Origin of the sequence: Mesorhizobium sp. M0410 (assembly GCF_040321435.1) — a bacterium.
GTDB lineage: Bacteria > Pseudomonadota > Alphaproteobacteria > Rhizobiales > Rhizobiaceae > Mesorhizobium.
The window spans coordinates 16,543-31,744 of sequence record NZ_JAMYRN010000022.1 but is presented as its reverse complement, the minus strand read 5'-3'; the positions used below and the strand labels follow the sequence as shown (position 1 = coordinate 31,744).

General features: G+C 61.0%; 15 protein-coding genes. 5 read left to right on the top strand and 10 right to left on the bottom strand.

The window, feature by feature from the left end:
• Positions 1 to 414 precede the first annotated feature (414 nt).
• From NKI63_RS25005 to NKI63_RS24990, 4 genes are all read right to left on the bottom strand, one after another.
• Positions 415 to 852: a TA system VapC family ribonuclease toxin gene (locus NKI63_RS25005; RefSeq protein WP_352706342.1), complete on the bottom strand. Its 438-nt coding sequence runs from the start codon at positions 850 to 852 to the stop codon at positions 415 to 417.
• Positions 849 to 1,076: a CopG family transcriptional regulator gene (locus NKI63_RS25000; protein WP_352479447.1), complete on the bottom strand. Its 228-nt coding sequence runs from the start codon at positions 1,074 to 1,076 to the stop codon at positions 849 to 851. Before NKI63_RS25000 ends, NKI63_RS25005 begins: the two co-directional genes overlap by 4 nt.
• A gap of 301 nt (positions 1,077 to 1,377) precedes the next feature.
• Positions 1,378 to 1,971 (bottom strand): DJ-1/PfpI family protein, encoded by a 594-nt coding sequence (locus tag NKI63_RS24995; RefSeq protein WP_254819857.1) that lies wholly within the window; start codon positions 1,969 to 1,971, stop codon positions 1,378 to 1,380.
• Positions 1,972 to 2,124: 153 nt separating this feature from the next.
• Positions 2,125 to 2,826, bottom strand: coding sequence for a GntR family transcriptional regulator (locus NKI63_RS24990; RefSeq protein WP_352739437.1), 702 nt, complete (start codon positions 2,824 to 2,826; stop codon positions 2,125 to 2,127).
• A gap of 187 nt (positions 2,827 to 3,013) precedes the next feature.
• On the opposite strand from NKI63_RS24990, the gene NKI63_RS24985 reads away from it, so the two are divergent.
• Genes NKI63_RS24985 through NKI63_RS24975 form a run of 3 tightly spaced genes read left to right on the top strand, consistent with a single transcriptional unit; the run spans position 3,014 to position 6,576 of the window.
• Positions 3,014 to 4,240, top strand: coding sequence for an iron-containing alcohol dehydrogenase (locus NKI63_RS24985; protein ID WP_352778846.1), 1,227 nt, complete (start codon positions 3,014 to 3,016; stop codon positions 4,238 to 4,240).
• Positions 4,241 to 4,258: 18 nt separating this feature from the next.
• Positions 4,259 to 5,746: an NAD-dependent succinate-semialdehyde dehydrogenase gene (locus NKI63_RS24980; protein WP_352778848.1), complete on the top strand. Its 1,488-nt coding sequence runs from the start codon at positions 4,259 to 4,261 to the stop codon at positions 5,744 to 5,746.
• A gap of 8 nt (positions 5,747 to 5,754) precedes the next feature.
• Positions 5,755 to 6,576 (top strand): alpha/beta hydrolase, encoded by an 822-nt coding sequence (locus NKI63_RS24975; protein ID WP_352706352.1) that lies wholly within the window; start codon positions 5,755 to 5,757, stop codon positions 6,574 to 6,576.
• Here NKI63_RS24975 and NKI63_RS24970 read toward each other — a convergent pair whose 3' ends face one another.
• The 6 genes from NKI63_RS24970 to NKI63_RS24945 form a co-directional block, all read right to left on the bottom strand.
• Entirely contained in the window at positions 6,577 to 7,326 is a 750-nt protein-coding gene (locus NKI63_RS24970) for a ribonuclease activity regulator RraA (protein ID WP_352509053.1), read from the bottom strand. It abuts the gene before it with no gap.
• Positions 7,327 to 7,348: 22 nt separating this feature from the next.
• Positions 7,349 to 8,512, bottom strand: coding sequence for a mandelate racemase/muconate lactonizing enzyme family protein (locus NKI63_RS24965; protein WP_352509052.1), 1,164 nt, complete (start codon positions 8,510 to 8,512; stop codon positions 7,349 to 7,351).
• Between the two features lie 33 nt (positions 8,513 to 8,545).
• On the bottom strand, positions 8,546 to 9,643 hold the full coding sequence (locus tag NKI63_RS24960) for an ABC transporter ATP-binding protein (protein ID WP_352509051.1): 1,098 nt from the start codon (positions 9,641 to 9,643) through the stop codon (positions 8,546 to 8,548).
• Positions 9,644 to 9,653: 10 nt separating this feature from the next.
• Entirely contained in the window at positions 9,654 to 10,544 is an 891-nt protein-coding gene (locus tag NKI63_RS24955) for a carbohydrate ABC transporter permease (RefSeq protein WP_352509050.1), read from the bottom strand.
• On the bottom strand, positions 10,541 to 11,500 hold the full coding sequence (locus NKI63_RS24950; protein ID WP_352509049.1) for a carbohydrate ABC transporter permease: 960 nt from the start codon (positions 11,498 to 11,500) through the stop codon (positions 10,541 to 10,543). The genes NKI63_RS24955 and NKI63_RS24950 overlap by 4 nt, the downstream gene beginning before the upstream one ends.
• Positions 11,501 to 11,566: 66 nt before the next feature.
• Positions 11,567 to 13,045, bottom strand: a complete 1,479-nt coding sequence (locus tag NKI63_RS24945) for an ABC transporter substrate-binding protein (RefSeq protein ID WP_254819841.1) — start codon at positions 13,043 to 13,045, stop codon at positions 11,567 to 11,569.
• Positions 13,046 to 13,253: 208 nt separating this feature from the next.
• Here NKI63_RS24945 and NKI63_RS24940 point away from each other — a divergent pair, with 208 nt between their 5' ends.
• Positions 13,254 to 13,964 carry a GntR family transcriptional regulator gene (locus tag NKI63_RS24940; protein ID WP_352509048.1) on the top strand — a complete coding sequence of 237 codons (711 nt, stop codon included), beginning with the start codon at positions 13,254 to 13,256 and terminating at the stop codon, positions 13,962 to 13,964.
• 55 nt (positions 13,965 to 14,019) lie between these two features.
• Positions 14,020 to 15,186, top strand: coding sequence for a mandelate racemase/muconate lactonizing enzyme family protein (locus tag NKI63_RS24935; protein WP_352706358.1), 1,167 nt, complete (start codon positions 14,020 to 14,022; stop codon positions 15,184 to 15,186).
• The last annotated feature ends 16 nt before the right edge of the window (positions 15,187 to 15,202 follow it).

The following is a 15,202-nucleotide window of genomic DNA, read 5'->3' as shown; positions in this document are numbered from 1 at the left end:
TGCTGGCATGCCGCCTCATCACTTCGACGAGGCCGGCGTGGTAAAGCCGACCCATTGGACCATCGGCGACAAAGCAGTCGCGTGGCAGACACAAGCCGCGTCGGGACGATCCACACGTATCCAACTGTCGGCGAGCGCAGCATCGAAACGGCCGGCGCCGGAAAAGCGGCCGGAACAGAAAGAAGCGCGAGCCGGCCAACGACGCTGAGGCGACCTTGGATCGTGGCCGCGGTGTAGAATCCGAGCCGGGCTTTCTGGAGCCCAAGAACAACCGCTTTCGATGAGAGGCGGCATATCGAGACAATCGGGCCTTCGAGCAACGGTCGCGCGTTTGCGCCTGAGCGCAACAGCCTGATGGTGCTGCGCGGCTACGCCTATCTCAACTGCGGGAACAGACACAAAGACCCCGGTGGTCTACCTTGTGGGAATCAGGTGGAGTGCAGACTTCCCGCCCTTCACGGCCGCCGCCGACAGCTTGCGGTCAAAGCTTGCAAGCTGGCCGCCACGCGCCTTGGCGAGCGCGAGAAGATAGGTGTCGGTGACCTGTGCCGAGGTCAGGATTTTCGCTGCATCTATGTTGCCAGAGCCAACCAGGCTCACATCGTCGGGCCAGAAGCTGTGCCCGTGCAGAGTCCGCAACTTGCTAACGATTTGCGCAACGACGGCGGGCGAGCCGGGACAATTGGGATATCTTTGGTTGCCGACGATGCGCAGGACGCCGTTTTCGGTGATGGGACACGTAGCCCATGCGGCGTTACCGGTCACTTCGAACCAGCCATGCGCGTCGTCATGGGCGACGTGGCCAGGATCGATCAGCGCGACCAGCACATTGACGTCGAGCAGGAACGTCAAGGCAGTTCGTCTCGCAAGGCGTTGACCGTCTCAAGCGTGACAGGAGGTGCGTCCGGCCGAGGCGACAGAAGAGGAATCCCGTTACGCTCGCCGCCGGCTTGAGGCCGGCGCAGCGAGCGCCGTGCGAGATCGGTGATGACCTCGCCGAGGCTGCGATCCTGCTGCTGGGCGATGGCCTTGGCCGCGACCAGGACATCGTCATCGATCGCAAGTGTGGTTCTCATATCGCCCTCCTTGGTGCGCATCAAACATCACGCATCATATAGAATAGCGACGTCGGATACTCAAGCTGTGCGACTTCCGACAGCGGTGCGACTTCGTAGCGTCGTAAGCAGATGAGTTGTCCGGATTCCCTCATACTTTGACTCCCGACAAAGTTGCGCAGGGCCGAAAGGACCGTTATGGCCGCGCTACCTAAGGGACGTGCCTTCCGGAAGCTTATCAGCTCGGGAGACTATCGGCAGAAGCTACGGAGGCTGCAGCAAGGACCGACGCACCCCCTTTGAGATGCGTCGGAGCAAAGGTCTACGCGTGGCGGATTTCGGTTCCCAGCACCTTCAGGCATTCGCGGATGAACGCAGCAAGCGCCGTCCAACCTTTTGCCGAAACCATCGTCCCATCCACATATGCCTCCGTTGGAGACAGGTCGATATAGGTTCCGCCCGCAAGCGTCACCTCCGGCTCGCATGCCGCCAGTGCACCGACCTTCTTGCCACGCACGACGCCATCTACCGCGATCAGGATCTGCACGCCGTGGCAGATCGTGAAAATCGGCTTCTTGCTTTCGTGGAAGTGACGCACCATCGCCTGCACGCGCTTGTCCGTGCGGATGTATTCGGGCCCACGACCGCCAGCGCAGTAAACAGCGTGGTATTGCTCCAGCTGCTTCTCGGCGTCGGAGAAGGTCTTGTTGATCAGGGCATAGTGACCGAGCTTTTCGGTGTAGGTCTGATCGCCCTCGAAATCGTGCAGCGACGTTTTGATCAGGTCTCCGGCGCTTTTGTCTGGGCACACGACGTGAACGGTGTGGCCCACCGCTTCCATAGCCTGCTGGTAGACGAAGATTTCGTATTCCTCGGTGAATTCACCGGTCAGCATCAGGATCTTTTTGCCTGGCATGGTACTTCCTTTCCTGTGAGAACGGGGCCGGGCGAGACCTGTACTCGCCCGGTAAGCTTGAGTTTCTAGAAGGCTGAATCGGGGAAGTAGTCTTCGTTGGCACTGGCCTGCGTGATGATCGTCGATGGCGGGTACGGGGACATCGGGACAGTCTCAGTCGAACGCCAACAACAAACGGTCGCGGGAATGCTCAATATGGCGACGCATCGCCTGCTCGGCAGCAGCAGGATCGGCCGCAGCGAAAGCGGCCAGAATGGCCTCATGCTCGTCAAGCGCCTCCTCGGTGACGCGCGAATGGAACATCAGGCGAAATATGTGGAAGTGGGTATGCTGGTGAGCCAGTGTCTCGCGCACGAGTTCGTTGTTGGCGAATTCCATGACCTTGTCATGGAAAATGGCATCCTGGCGGGCGAAGTTGGAATACCGCAGGCGCTCGTCCTTGCCCTCATGGCGCGCCATGACGCCGGCGGATTTCTGAAGTTGTGCGAGCTTTACCTCATCCATGAGCACCGCTGCCTTTGCTGCACCATGAGGCTCCAGCAGCAGGCGAAGCTCGTAGAGTTCGTCGAACCGCCGTTTCGTGATCTGCGGCGCAGCGCGGTAACCGATCAGATGCGTCTTCAGCACCAGGCCTTCGCCCTCGAGCCGGCCGAGCGCCTCGCGGATCGGCGTGTGGGAGACGTTGAATTCCTTGACCAGGCTGTCGACCGTGATGCGCGAGCCCGGCGCAATCTTCAGCGACATGAGTTGCGCAAAAATCGCCTCGTAGACGTCCTCAACCAGGCTGCTGGAGCGCTGGATACGCCCGCCGCCGAGGTTCGTATCGTCTGCATTGAGCAAGTTAATGGCCTGCATGTTTTGCCTCTTGACACATTGAGTTGCTAACACGATGCTCCGGCCAATGCAATCCTATATCCTATACGATTTTATAGGGATATCATTTGCCGCGGTTACGAGACGAAGCAATGGCGCTAGCGGTGGTTCTGCGGGAGCAGCGTGCCGCGCCCGCAGCCTTTCCAGACATCATCATAGGACGCAGGTCATGACCCTTTTCGCTGCCATAAGGCTGCCGCGCGAAATCCTCTTCGGGAAGGGCCAACGCCACGTCATTCCGGTTGTCGCGGCCAGGCTCGGGCGTCGCGCGCTCGTCTGCACCGATGAACGTTTTGCCGCAACGGGCTCGTTCGCAGAGATTGTCGCGGCGCTGCGAGCCGCCGCGATAGATGTGCTGGTGCATGACCGAGTACTACCCGACGTTCCCCGAGACACGGTTGCCGTCTGCGTTAAGGAGGCGCGGAAGTTCGCGCCCGACATGGTGATCGGCATTGGCGGCGGCAGTTGTCTCGACATGGCCAAATGCGCCGCGTTGCTCATCAGCCACGGCGGTCAGCTCCAGGATTACTACGGCGAGTTCAAGGTGCCCGGTCCAACGCTGCCGTTGATCGCGGTGCCGACGACAGCCGGGACCGGCTCTGAAGTGACCCCGGTTGCCGTGATCTCAGATCCGGATCGCACACTGAAGGTCGGCATCTCCAGCCCTTATCTGATCGCGGCCGCAGCCATATGCGACCCTGAACTGACGATGACATGCCCGCCGGGATTGACGGCGATCGCAGGCGCCGATGCGCTGACGCATGCAATCGAGGCCTTCACCGCCGCCAGGCGCGGAACCGATCCCGGCCTTCCGCAGAAACATGTCTTTATCGGCAAAACCGCCTTGACCGACCATTTCGCCCTGCTGGCGATCAAGCTGCTTGGCCGAAGCCTTGAAACGGCATACCGCCGGCCCTCTGACGAGGACGCTCGGGCCGACGTGATGATGGGCGCACTTGCAGCCGGCTGCGCGTTCGGAACGGCCGGCACGGCGGCAGCGCACGCCGTACAATATCCGGTCGGCGCGATAACCCACACCGCTCACGGATTGGGTGTCGCCACCATGTTGCCGTATGTCATGAAGTACAACAGAACAGCCGCAGCGACCGAGATGGCCGAGATCGCCAGCGCGCTCTGCCTCGATGGAAAGGGCCGGACGCCGGACGAGTTGGCCGACGCGACCATTGGCGAGGTCAGTCGCCTGTTTGGGGCAATCGGGATCACCCCCTCGTTGGCCGAGCTAGGGCTGCCCGCCGACAAGCTCGATTGGACGGCGGAACAAGCGATCGGTATCGAGCGCCTCATCAAGAACAATCCGCGGCCATTCGATTTGAGGTCCATGCGACGCCTGGTCCAGGCCGCCTTTGATGGCGACCTCGCCAGCTGCGCCGTGTAAACAATCGGGAATATCGAGATGAACACGTTTTCACAGGTTCTGTCGGATGATCAGGGCGTCAGCGACTTCCACACAATTTCGCACGGGCTCTATATTGACGGCCAATGGCGGCAGTCCGCGGATGGCAAGGTAATTCCGGTTATCGATCCCTCGACGGAAGCCATCATCGCTGCCGTACCCGATGCGACCTTGGAGGACGCGGCCGCCGCCGTTGCCGCCGCTGCCAAGGCAGCCCATGGCTGGCGGACAACGTCGCCGCGAAAGCGCTCCGAGATCCTCCGACGCTGCTTTGAACTGATGACGGAACGATCGGAAGCGCTGGCTACTCTCATCGCATTGGAAAATGGCAAGGCCCTGCGGGATGCCCGAGGCGAGATCGCTTACGCAGCGGAGTTTTTCCGTTGGAATGCCGAGGAGGCGGTTCGCATTACCGGTGAATTCGGTACTGCGCCTTCCGGCACCAACCGCATCGTGGTCGACTACGAACCGATCGGCATCTGCGTCCTGATCACGCCCTGGAATTTTCCTGCCGCAATGGCGACGCGCAAGATCGCGCCGGCACTTGCCGCTGGATGCACGGTGATCCTGAAGCCGGCCAGTGAGACCCCGCTTACCGCCTACGCGCTGGCTGCGCTCTACCAGGACGCAGGCGTTCCACCGGGGGTGGTCAACGTCCTGACAACTTCCAGTCCCGGGCCTTTGACAGCCGCCATGCTGGCCGATCCGCGAGTGCGCAAACTCTCCTTCACCGGCTCGACGGGTGTGGGTCGCGCTCTGCTGGCAGAAGCTGCCAGGCATGTGGTTTCGTGTTCGATGGAGCTCGGAGGCAATGCCCCTTTTATCGTGTTCGACGACGCCGATCTCGAAGCGGCGCTCGATGGCGCAATGGTGGCCAAGATGCGCAACGCCGGCGAGGCCTGCACCGCCGCGAACCGCCTCTACGTGCAATCCGGCATCTACGAAGCCTTTTCGGATGGCCTCGAGAAGCGGATGTCGTCGCTCAAGGTCGGCCCCGGCACTGATCCGGACACGGAATGCGGGCCAATGATTACGAAAAAGGCGGTCGAGAAGATAGACCGCCTTGTCACCGACGCGGTCGCACGCGGCGCGCGGGTCATGTGCGGCGGCTCAGTCCTGCCCGGACGTGGCTTCTTCTACCCTCCGACAGTGCTTCGCGACGTGCCAGGCGACGCAAAGATGGCGCATGAGGAGATATTCGGGCCGGTGGCGCCAATCTCCAGCTTCGAAACCGAGGCCGAGGTCATCGCGCGCGCCAATGACACTGAATATGGGCTTGCTGCCTACATCTACACGCGCGATCTGGCGGGCGGGATGCGGGTGGCCTCCCGGATCGAGGCCGGGATGATTGCTCTCAACCGCGGGCTGATGTCCGATCCGGCTGCCCCCTTCGGCGGCGTCAAGCAGAGCGGGCTCGGCCGCGAGGGAGGGCAGCATCACGGCATTGCGGAATTCATGGAGGCGAAATACCTCGCCATCAGCATGTGAGCAGAAGAATGCAAGGCGACCCCTTTCGCATCCGCGACCACGTCGCGGAATTTGACGAAATCGTGCAGGACTTCGTTGATCGCAGCAAGGCCGCCCGCGCCACTATTGCGATGACCGCGGACGTGGCCTACGGACCGGATCCGACCGAAACCATGGACCTGTTCTTCCCCGCAGGCAAAAGAACGGCCCTGCCAGTGCACGTCTTTGTCCACGGCGGCTACTGGAGAATGTTCTCCAAGCGCGATTATTCATATATGGCGACGACGATTACCCAGGCCGGGGCCATTGCCGTCATCCTTGATTACGCTCTGATGCCCAAGGTCAGAATGGCGAGGATCGTCGACCAGGTGCGCCGCGCCAAGCAGTGGGTCCTGGCCAACATCGCCGATCATGGTGGAAACCCGATGGCCCTGACTGTCAGTGGTCATTCGGCAGGAGCACATCTTGCAACGTTTCTGTTCGAGGGAGAGCATACCCCCTCGAATGTGAGGGCAGCCCTTCTGTTGAGCGGGCTCTATGATTTGAAGCCGCTCCAGGATTCCTTTCTCGCCAACGAGATTGGAATCACCGACGAGGAAGTCGCCATGTTCACACCTCTCGCTTGTCGGCATGATCCTCAAACCAAGACGGCGGTTCTGGTCGGAGCCAATGAGACGCCACCCTTCCATCAGCAAGCCGATCGATTCAAAGCAAGCTTGCTGCGGCAGGGATCGCTAGTAACGTCGCATGTGCTCCCGAACCGCAACCACATGGACAGTGTCAGAGATCTTGGCGTGCCGGGGACTGAGGCTGCCGATTGCCTGGCAAAACTGATCGCCAAGGCCTGCTGACTAACTCGGGTTCTCGGGGCGGTTTGTTTTGCGCCACTCCTCGTACTCCCCGCGGGCATCGTCATGCAACGGATAGTAGCGTTGCAACGGCCCGCCCTCCATGAGCTTCGCTCGCGAGAACTCCTCCCAATCGTGATGCTTCTGTGATTCTTCGATCACCTTCGGGGCCATTACGACGGGAAGCACCACCACGCCGTCGTCGTCGGCGACGATGATGTCGCCGGGGATCACCGTGACACCGCCGCAGGCAATCGGGACGTTGACGGCATTGGGATAGATGCTGGTCTGCACATGATAGTTTGGCGTCCAGCCGCGCAGCCATAGGGGCAGGTCGAGCTTTTCGACATTGGGCCGGTCGCGCATGCATCCGTCGATGACGATACCCGCCCCACCCCTGCCCTTGAAATAGGTCGACATCATATCGCCGAAGACGCCCGAGCTCATGTCGCCGCGCGCGTCGACCACGACCACATCGCCCTCCTGCGCGTGATAGAGCACGTGCCGGTGCAGTTGCGTCTCCGGATCGGCATATTCTCCCTCGGTGAAGAGGTCCGGCCGCTGCGGCAGGAACTGCAGCGTCAACGCCGGCCCGACGATCGATTTCCCGTGGTTTTGCGCCACCGGACCGACCATGTGCGGATTGCGGAAGCCCATGTGGCCAAGCGTGCCGGCCACCGTCGCGGCGCCGATCTCCCTTAGCGCGTCGATCAGGTCTTTAGGCGGCCGCATGATGTCGGAAGTATGCGTCATTGTGGACTCCGATTGAATGGAACTACCAGTTCGTAACAGAACCGTCGCGGCGCCTAAGGTGAGGCGCTTCCCAGAAACGCAGACTTTGCGCCTGGACCGCAACTTCGTTGACCTCGACGCCGAGCCCCGGCAGATCGCCGACCGGGTAATCGGTCCCGTCGAGCCGTGGTTGCACGGGGAAGAAGTCGGAATTGTCGAAGCCCAGCTTCGTTTCGGGCGCCCTGGTCTCGAGCCACGCGAAGTTGGGTACCGCTGCAGCGAGATGCACGGTCGCGGCCGTGCACACTGGACCAAGCGGATTGTGCGGCATCAGGTCCACATAATGCGCCTCGCTCCAGCCAGCGATTTTCATCGCCTCGGTGAGCCCGCCGACATTGCAGACATCGATCCGGTTGAACTGATGGATGCCGCGCTCGATGTAGGGCAGGAACTGCCACTTGCTGGCAAATTCCTCGCCGATGGCAAAGGGGATGTCGGTCATCGTGCGCAGTGATTCATAGGCCTCCGGCGTCTCAGCCCGTATCGGCTCCTCGAGGAAATCAAGCACGCCGCGGCCGAGCTTGTTGCAGAAGCTCGCCGCCTCTGCCACCGACAGCCGATGATGATAGTCGAGACCGAGGACCACGTCGCCGCCCAGCGCCTCGCGCGCCTTGTTCAGCATACTCGCGGTAGCGCCGATGGACTCGCGCGGCTCGAAGATGTCCTTGCTGTTTTGCCCGAAAGGGAAGAAGCGGATTGCCTGCCACCCCTGTGCGCGAAGCTCGCGCGCCCGTTCGATGGCAACATCGCCTTCGGCCTCGTCGCCGGTCGAGGCGAAGGTGGGGATGCGGTCGCGCTGCTTGCCGCCCAGCAGCTCATAGACCGGCACGCCCAGCGCCTTGCCCTTGATGTCGTGAAGGGCGATGTCGATGGCGGAAATCGCCGCCTGAAGGACTCGCCCGCCTTCGAAGTACTGGCTGCGGTAAACCTCCTGCCAGATCCGCCCGATCTGCATCGGGTCGCGGCCGATGAGAAACTCGCGATAGTGCTCGACCGCGCCGGCCACGGCCCTCTCGCGACCGCTCAAGCCGCTCTCGCCCCAGCCGAAGATGCCTTGGTCGGTCTCGATCTTGACGAGCATCTGATTGCGGGTTCCCACCCACACCGGATAGGGCTTGATCGCGGTGATCTTAAGCTTCTCAGTCATCCACGCCCACGTTTCACGCGCATTCGCGCTATCTCAGTTGGCCTTGAGGGCCATTTCAGTTTCGCCGTCGAACAGATGCATCCGCTCCTGGTCGAACTCGAGCCAGATCTGCTCGTCGGGCGCGACGGCAATGTTCGGCGGCACGCTGACGTTGACGATGGCGCCGGACAGGAACGCCTGAACAAAGGTGACGTCGCCGGTCGGCTCCACCGTATAGGCCTTGGCAGGGACGCTGCCTGGTACCGCACTCTTGTGGAGCTTGATCGTCGAGTGACGTGCGCCGAGCACGACTTTCCGGGTCGTCGCTTTCGCCACCTTCTGGGCATTGCGCGCTGAGAGCTCAAGGCGCCAGCCCTCGGCGCCGGTCAACACCGTGTTGCCGTTTGCCATCGAGGCCTCTAGCGGAATAAGGCTCATCGCCGGGCTGCCGATGAAGCTGGCCACGAACATGTTCACCGGATGGGCAAAGACCTGCGCCGGTGAATCGTATTGCTGCAGGTAGCCGCCATTCATCACCGCCATCTTGTCAGCCATGGTCACGGCTTCGAGCTGGTCGTGCGTCACATAGATGATCGTCGCCTTGAGGTCCTGGTGGAAACGCTTGATCTCCGACCGCATCTGCACGCGCAGTTTGGCATCGAGGTTAGACAGTGGCTCGTCCATGAGGAACACGGCGGGGTCGCGAACGAGGGCACGGCCAAGGGCCACACGCTGCTGCTGTCCGCCCGAAAGTTCGCGCGGCTTGCGCTCGAGCAGATGCGTCATGTCGAGCACTCGCGCCGCTTCCTTGACCTTCTTGTCGATCTCGTCCCTGGGGAGTTTGCGCATTTGAAGCGGGAACGCCAGGTTCTTGTAGACCGATTTCTGCGGGTAGAGCGCGTAGTTCTGGAACACCATTGCGATGTCCCGGTCCTTGGGGTCGAGGTCGTTGACCACCCGCTCGCCGATGATGATGTCGCCCGATGAGATCGGGGTCAGCCCGGCGACGAGATTGAGCGTGGTTGTCTTGCCGCAGCCTGAAGGGCCGACGAGCGCAACGAACTCGCCGTCATTGACCGTCAGTGAGACGTGGTTGACAGCTTTGAAGCTGCCATAGCTCTTGACGAGATCTTGGAGGACCACGTGGGCCATCGGCAACTCCCTAGTGCTTGACCGCGCCTTCTGTAAGGGCGCGTACAAAGTATCGTTGCAGGACCAGGAACAGCACCACGACGGGCACGCTCATCATGAAGCTCGCCGCCATCAGGCCCGGAAAGTCCGTCGTATTTTCCGAGAAGAAGCGTTGGATGCCGACCGGCAGCGTCAACTGCTCGTTCTTGGAGAGGAAGGTGTAGGCGTAGATGTACTCGTTCCACGCGCCGATGAAGGAATAGATTGCGGTGGCGATAATCCCCGGCGTCGAGAGCGGCATCACGATCATGATGAAGGCCTGGAACCGTGTGGCGCCATCAATGCGCGCCGCCTGCTCAAGCTGCACCGGGATGTTGTCGTAAAAGCCCTTGAGCAGCCAGATCGCCAGCGGCAGGCCGAAGGTGAGATAGGTGAGGATCAGCGAGCCGTGCGTGTTTATCAGACCGATGGCGCGCATCAGGATGAAGAGTGGCACGAGAAAGATCACCGCCGGGAACATATTGCGCAGCAGCACGGCAAAGAACAGGAAATTCCGGCCGGGGAAACTGAAGCGCGAAAACGCGTAGGCCGCAGGGACAGCCACGATCACCGAAAGAATTGTCGTGACGGTCGACACGAAAAGGCTGTTCCAGAAGAAGCGGAGGAAGTCCTGGCCGACGCTGTTCTGCGGATCGAGCAGTTTCTGGTAGCTGGCGAGGGTAGGTTCGTCCGGCCACCATTGCGGCGGGAATTGTGTCGCCGCGAATCCGGACTTGATCGAGGTGATCAGCATCCAGATCATCGGCAACGCGGTATAAAGCAGCATGAACACGAGGAATATGCGCCCGGCCCACCGCCATCCGTCGACGCGCATGCGGCGACGGGCCTGGGCTCGAGGGGCTGTCTCGGCAATCGTGCTCATGCGCTCCCCTCTTTCCGTTCGTTGCCGCTTAACGCACGGACGTAGAAGTAGCCCAGCGTCATCAGTGTGAGGAACAGGAGCACCGAATAGGCCGATGCCACGCCCCAGCGCTGCCGTCCGAAGGCGAGCTCATAAATATGGGTTATCCAGATATGCGATGCATTCGACGGCCCGCCGCCGGTCATGATCCAGGGGATGATGAAGGAATTGAAGTTGGCCACCGCGAGCAGCAGCATCGTCACCACCGAGACGTTGCGCAAGTGCGGGAAGGTGACGTGCCAAAAGCGCTGCCATGCATTGGCACCGTCGACTTTTGCGGCGCGCAGCAACTGGTCGGGGACTGTCTGCAGGCCGGCCATCATCATGATCATGGCGAACGGAAACTCGCGCCAGATATTGACGACGATCAGGGAGGGCAGCACCGTGCTGACATTGTCGATGAAATTCGGCGGCTGGTCGGCCAATCCGAGGCCAACCAGCACCGCGCCGATGATTCCGAAGTCCGAATGGTAGATCCACTTCCAGATGTAGGAGGCGGCGACGGCACTGATGACCCAAGGGATGATCAGGACAGCGCGCAAGACGCCACGGCCGATGAAGTCGCGGTGGAGCGCCAGCGCTGTGGCAAACCCCAGAACAAAGGAGATGAAAGTTGACCCCAGTGTCCAGATCAAAGTGTTCCAGGTGACTTTCCAGAACACCTGACTGGTGAGGATGGTCGTGTAGTTGTCGAAGCCGATGAAGGTCTTATCGCGGAGCTGCAGGCCAGGCGGTGTCTTAAAGAACGACAGCTCGACCGTGTAGTAGATCGGATAGGCGATGACGATGAGCATCACGGCGATCGCCGGGAGCACGTACGCGTAGTCCGCGCGATGCTGCCAGATCTTCCGCAGCGCGCCGGCGGTACCGGGTTGCAATCTTCGGCGAGCCTCGGCCTTGCCGGTCACGATCGTCACTTGTGGCGTGCCCTTATTCTTCGGAACGAACCGGCTGGACCATCGGCCAAGCCGGTCAGGTCTGGGCTAGAGTCCGCCCATCAGCTCTCTCACCCTCTTGGCTGCGTCGTCCGCTGCCTGGTCGACGGTCATCGCTCCGGTCAGGGCGTTCTGCAGCATGTCCGGGATGATGATGTTCATGATCTCGGGGGCCTGCGGCAGCGCTGGGAACGGGATGCCGTATGGCAGCATCGACGTCGTGACATCGAGGAACTTGATGTTGTCCAGACGTTCCTTCATCCACTTGGTCTTGAAGCCGTTGAGGTTGCCCGGATTCGAGCCGGCGTAGGCCATCTTCAGCGACCATTCGGGGCTCGTCCACATGCAGATGATGGCCTTTGCAGCCGGCTCGTCCACCTTGCCGCCCTCGACATATTCGGGCTTCAGGATGTGAATGTTCGAGCCGCCGAACACGACGGCGCGCTTGCCGTCGGGGCCGGTCGGGATCAGGCCGTAGCGCATGTTGTCGATGACCGTCTGCGCCTTGTCCTTGTCGGTGCCCGTCGCCTTTTTCTGCAGGTCGAGCATCACGTTGTAATCGGACGGGTGCGAGATCATCATGCCGAGCTGGCCGGCGACGAACAGGGGCTGATTATCGGCCTGCTGGTTGGTGAGTGCCGAAACCGGAACCGACTTGTCGCGAACATACATGTCGTAGGAGGCTTGCAGCGCTGCCTTGCTCTGCGGGCTATCGAGCTGGACCTGCTCATAGGTTGGATTCGGCGTCGCTTCGTCGAAGACGCCGCCGCCATAGGCCCATAGCTGCGGCATGAAGCGGTACGGCGTATTGCCGGCATTCTTGCGAGCCACGAGGCCATATCCGGCAATGCCGAGCTTATCGTGGATCTGCTTGGAATACTTGACCACGTCGTCCCACGTTGCGGGCGGCTTGTTCGGATCGAGGCCGGCACGCTTGAAGATGTCGGCGTTCCAGATGAACGCCATCGTCTCGTTGTTGGTCGGAATGCCGTAGGTCACGCCCTCCCAGGTCACGGCCTTCATGGCGCCGGGCCAGAAATCCTCGGTCGAATACCCCACATCCTCTGGCTTGAGCGGCTGCAGATAGCCCTTTGAGGCGAACTCGGTGCCACCCAGGATTTGCAGGCGAACCGCCATCGGCGCGGCATTGCCCAGGAGCGCGGTGCGGAACTTGTCGAGAAGATCGTTATAGGTAAGGGCTTGTTCCTCGAGCTGGATGTTCGGATAGGTTTTGCGGAAGGTCTCGAAGAAATCCTTGTAGTACTGGCGCAGGAGGTCGGGGTCGCCCTCGAACACGCCCTGATACCAGAAAGTCAGTCGCCCCTTGTAATCGAGCGGGGTGACCTTGGCGCAATCGGCCGCCGTGTCAAAATCCTGTGTGCCCGCAATGGAGCGCACATATTCCGGCGACCACTTGCTCAGGTCGACCGGCGGTGCACCCAGCGCCGATGTAGACGTCAGGGATGCGATCAAAGCAGTGGCGACAGTGCCGCGCAGGACGGCACTGCCGAGGGCAATTCTCGTCATAGGTATCCTCCCTGGTTCTCCCATGCCGCCCTAAAGCGGTCCTTGCTCGTTTCGATCGCGAGGATGCTTCTTTCAGATCAGTGTATCCGGTCGATCGCTTGGTACGTTTTCAGATCATGGATTGCCTGTCAACGCGCAGAATCGTACATTGTTTGCGAAAGCCGTGTGTGATATCGGGCAAGGTATGTATTAAAATGGGGAGCCGGCCTTGGCCGAAACAAGCGATTTCAAAGCGATGCCACCGGTGGGGACCGATCCCATCGGAGCCTCCAGCGAGGGCGCCTCGCTTTATGAATTGATCCGGGAAGACATCATCGAGGGACGGCTCGCCCCCAACGAACGGCTTGTCGTCACCGATCTCGCCCGGCGTCACGGCACCTCGACCAATCCTGTGCGCGAAGCCCTGCAGCTGTTGCGCGGCGAAGGGTTTGTCACCTTTGTCGCCAACCGCGGGGCGCGCGTCCGACCCATAGATCAGGATTTTGTCCGGGATATCTACGAGATCGGTGTTCTGATCGAGCCAGCCCTGACACGATGGTTTGTGAACATGGCTACCGGCGAGGACATCGCCGAACTCGAACGTCTCCAGGGCCTGATCGAAGAGAACAACTTCGCCGACACATTCAGGCATAGTGAGCTGGATACCGCTTTCCACACCGTGATGTACCAACGGCACTACAACCGCCACGCCGCCGAGCTTTGGTGGAAGCATCGCGAAGTGCTGCGAGCCGTGAGCCGTCGTTTCAATTTCACGCTGGCGCGACGTGCCGCGATCATGCGCGAGCACCGCGAACTCATCGCGCTTGTCAAGGCGGGAGAGGCCGACAAGGCGGCCGAACTCGTTTCCCGCCATGTCGAGGGTTCGGGCAGGCATATTCTGGAACAGATGCGAGCGCGCAACGCGGCTCGGGCCGGATAGAATGTCCAGTCCAAAACCATCGTTAGCTGACTATTTTCAGGCAAAGGTAGTTGAGATGAAAATCACGAGCATTCGGCCGTGGCTGATCAAGTCCGATGCTTCTTACTGGGGAGAGTTCCTGTTCGTCGAAGTGACGACCGACGAGGGAGTGAGTGGCTGGGGAGAGATCACCACCACGACAAGGCTCGCCAACCGCGCTCTCTGCACGATCCTGCGGCAGATCGGCGTCGCCGTGACAGGCGAGGATCCGGCGCGCATCGAGCATCTCTGGCACAAGATCTTCCGCAGCTTCACCTACATGGGAAGCCGCGGCGCCGCCGTCGAATGCGTGAGCGCTATCGACATAGCCCTCTGGGACATCAGGGGCAAAGTCCTCGGCAAGCCGATTTACGAGCTGCTGGGCGGGCCGGTACGCGATGAGATCGCGCTCTACACCCATCCCAACCAGGCCAAATTCACCAGCAAGGAGGCTGTGGTCCGCGAAATTCTAGACATTGTCGAGTCCGGACACACTGCGCTCAAGTTCGATCCCTACCCCCACCAGGGCCGCAGCGCCGATGGCCTGCCCCGCGAACAGCGGGACGGCTACCTCGACGGCAGCATGACCCGCAAGGACGAGCGCGAAGCCGCCGAGCTCACGGCTCTGATCCGCGAAACGGCAGGACCCGATATCGACATTCTCATCGATGCGCATGGCCGCTTCGACGTCCCCACCGCCATTCGCCTCTGTCGGAGTCTCGAAGAGGCCGGCCAGATCGACTGGTTTGAGGAGCCCTGCCCGCCCGAGAGCCTTAACGCCCTCAAGCAGGTGCGTGAGAAGGTCAATACCGCTATCTCATGGGGCGAGCGCGGCCACACGAAATGGGATTTCGTGCCGGTACTTGAGAACAGGCTCGCCGACTACATCATGCCCGACGTTACCTGGACCGGCGGCATTACCGAACTCAAGAAAATTTCTGCGCTGTGCGAAGCCTACTACGTGCCGGTCTCGCCACATGACGCCGCGGGACCAATCAACGTGGTTGCGGGAGCGCAGGTGATGATGACTGTTCCCAACTTCTACAAACTCGAAACGTCGGAGTGGAACCTGGGCAAATACGATCACCTGATCGACAGACCACTCGACATTTCGAACGGCAGCCTCAAGCTGACGTCGAAGCCTGGTCTCGGCATTGAGATGGACCGCGACTACCTGCAGGCCCACGAGATCGAGCTGGGCTAGCAACACTCTGTGCCGG

Bases quoted from the DNA above. Each gene is read 5' to 3' on its own strand.
- NKI63_RS25000 (WP_352479447.1), bottom strand. From the start codon at position 1,076: ATGAGAACCACACTTGCGATCGATGACGATGTCCTGGTCGCGGCCAAG.
- NKI63_RS24995 (WP_254819857.1), bottom strand. From the start codon at position 1,971: ATGCCAGGCAAAAAGATCCTGATGCTGACCGGTGAATTCACCGAGGAA.
- NKI63_RS24990 (WP_352739437.1), bottom strand. From the start codon at position 2,826: ATGCAGGCCATTAACTTGCTCAATGCAGACGATACGAACCTCGGCGGC.
- NKI63_RS24985 (WP_352778846.1), top strand. From the start codon at position 3,014: ATGACCCTTTTCGCTGCCATAAGGCTGCCGCGCGAAATCCTCTTCGGG.
- NKI63_RS24980 (WP_352778848.1), top strand. From the start codon at position 4,259: ATGAACACGTTTTCACAGGTTCTGTCGGATGATCAGGGCGTCAGCGAC.
- NKI63_RS24975 (WP_352706352.1), top strand. From the start codon at position 5,755: ATGCAAGGCGACCCCTTTCGCATCCGCGACCACGTCGCGGAATTTGAC.
- NKI63_RS24970 (WP_352509053.1), bottom strand. From the start codon at position 7,326: ATGACGCATACTTCCGACATCATGCGGCCGCCTAAAGACCTGATCGAC.
- NKI63_RS24965 (WP_352509052.1), bottom strand. From the start codon at position 8,512: ATGACTGAGAAGCTTAAGATCACCGCGATCAAGCCCTATCCGGTGTGG.
- NKI63_RS24960 (WP_352509051.1), bottom strand. From the start codon at position 9,643: ATGGCCCACGTGGTCCTCCAAGATCTCGTCAAGAGCTATGGCAGCTTC.
- NKI63_RS24955 (WP_352509050.1), bottom strand. From the start codon at position 10,544: ATGAGCACGATTGCCGAGACAGCCCCTCGAGCCCAGGCCCGTCGCCGC.
- NKI63_RS24945 (WP_254819841.1), bottom strand. From the start codon at position 13,045: ATGACGAGAATTGCCCTCGGCAGTGCCGTCCTGCGCGGCACTGTCGCC.
- NKI63_RS24935 (WP_352706358.1), top strand. From the start codon at position 14,020: ATGAAAATCACGAGCATTCGGCCGTGGCTGATCAAGTCCGATGCTTCT.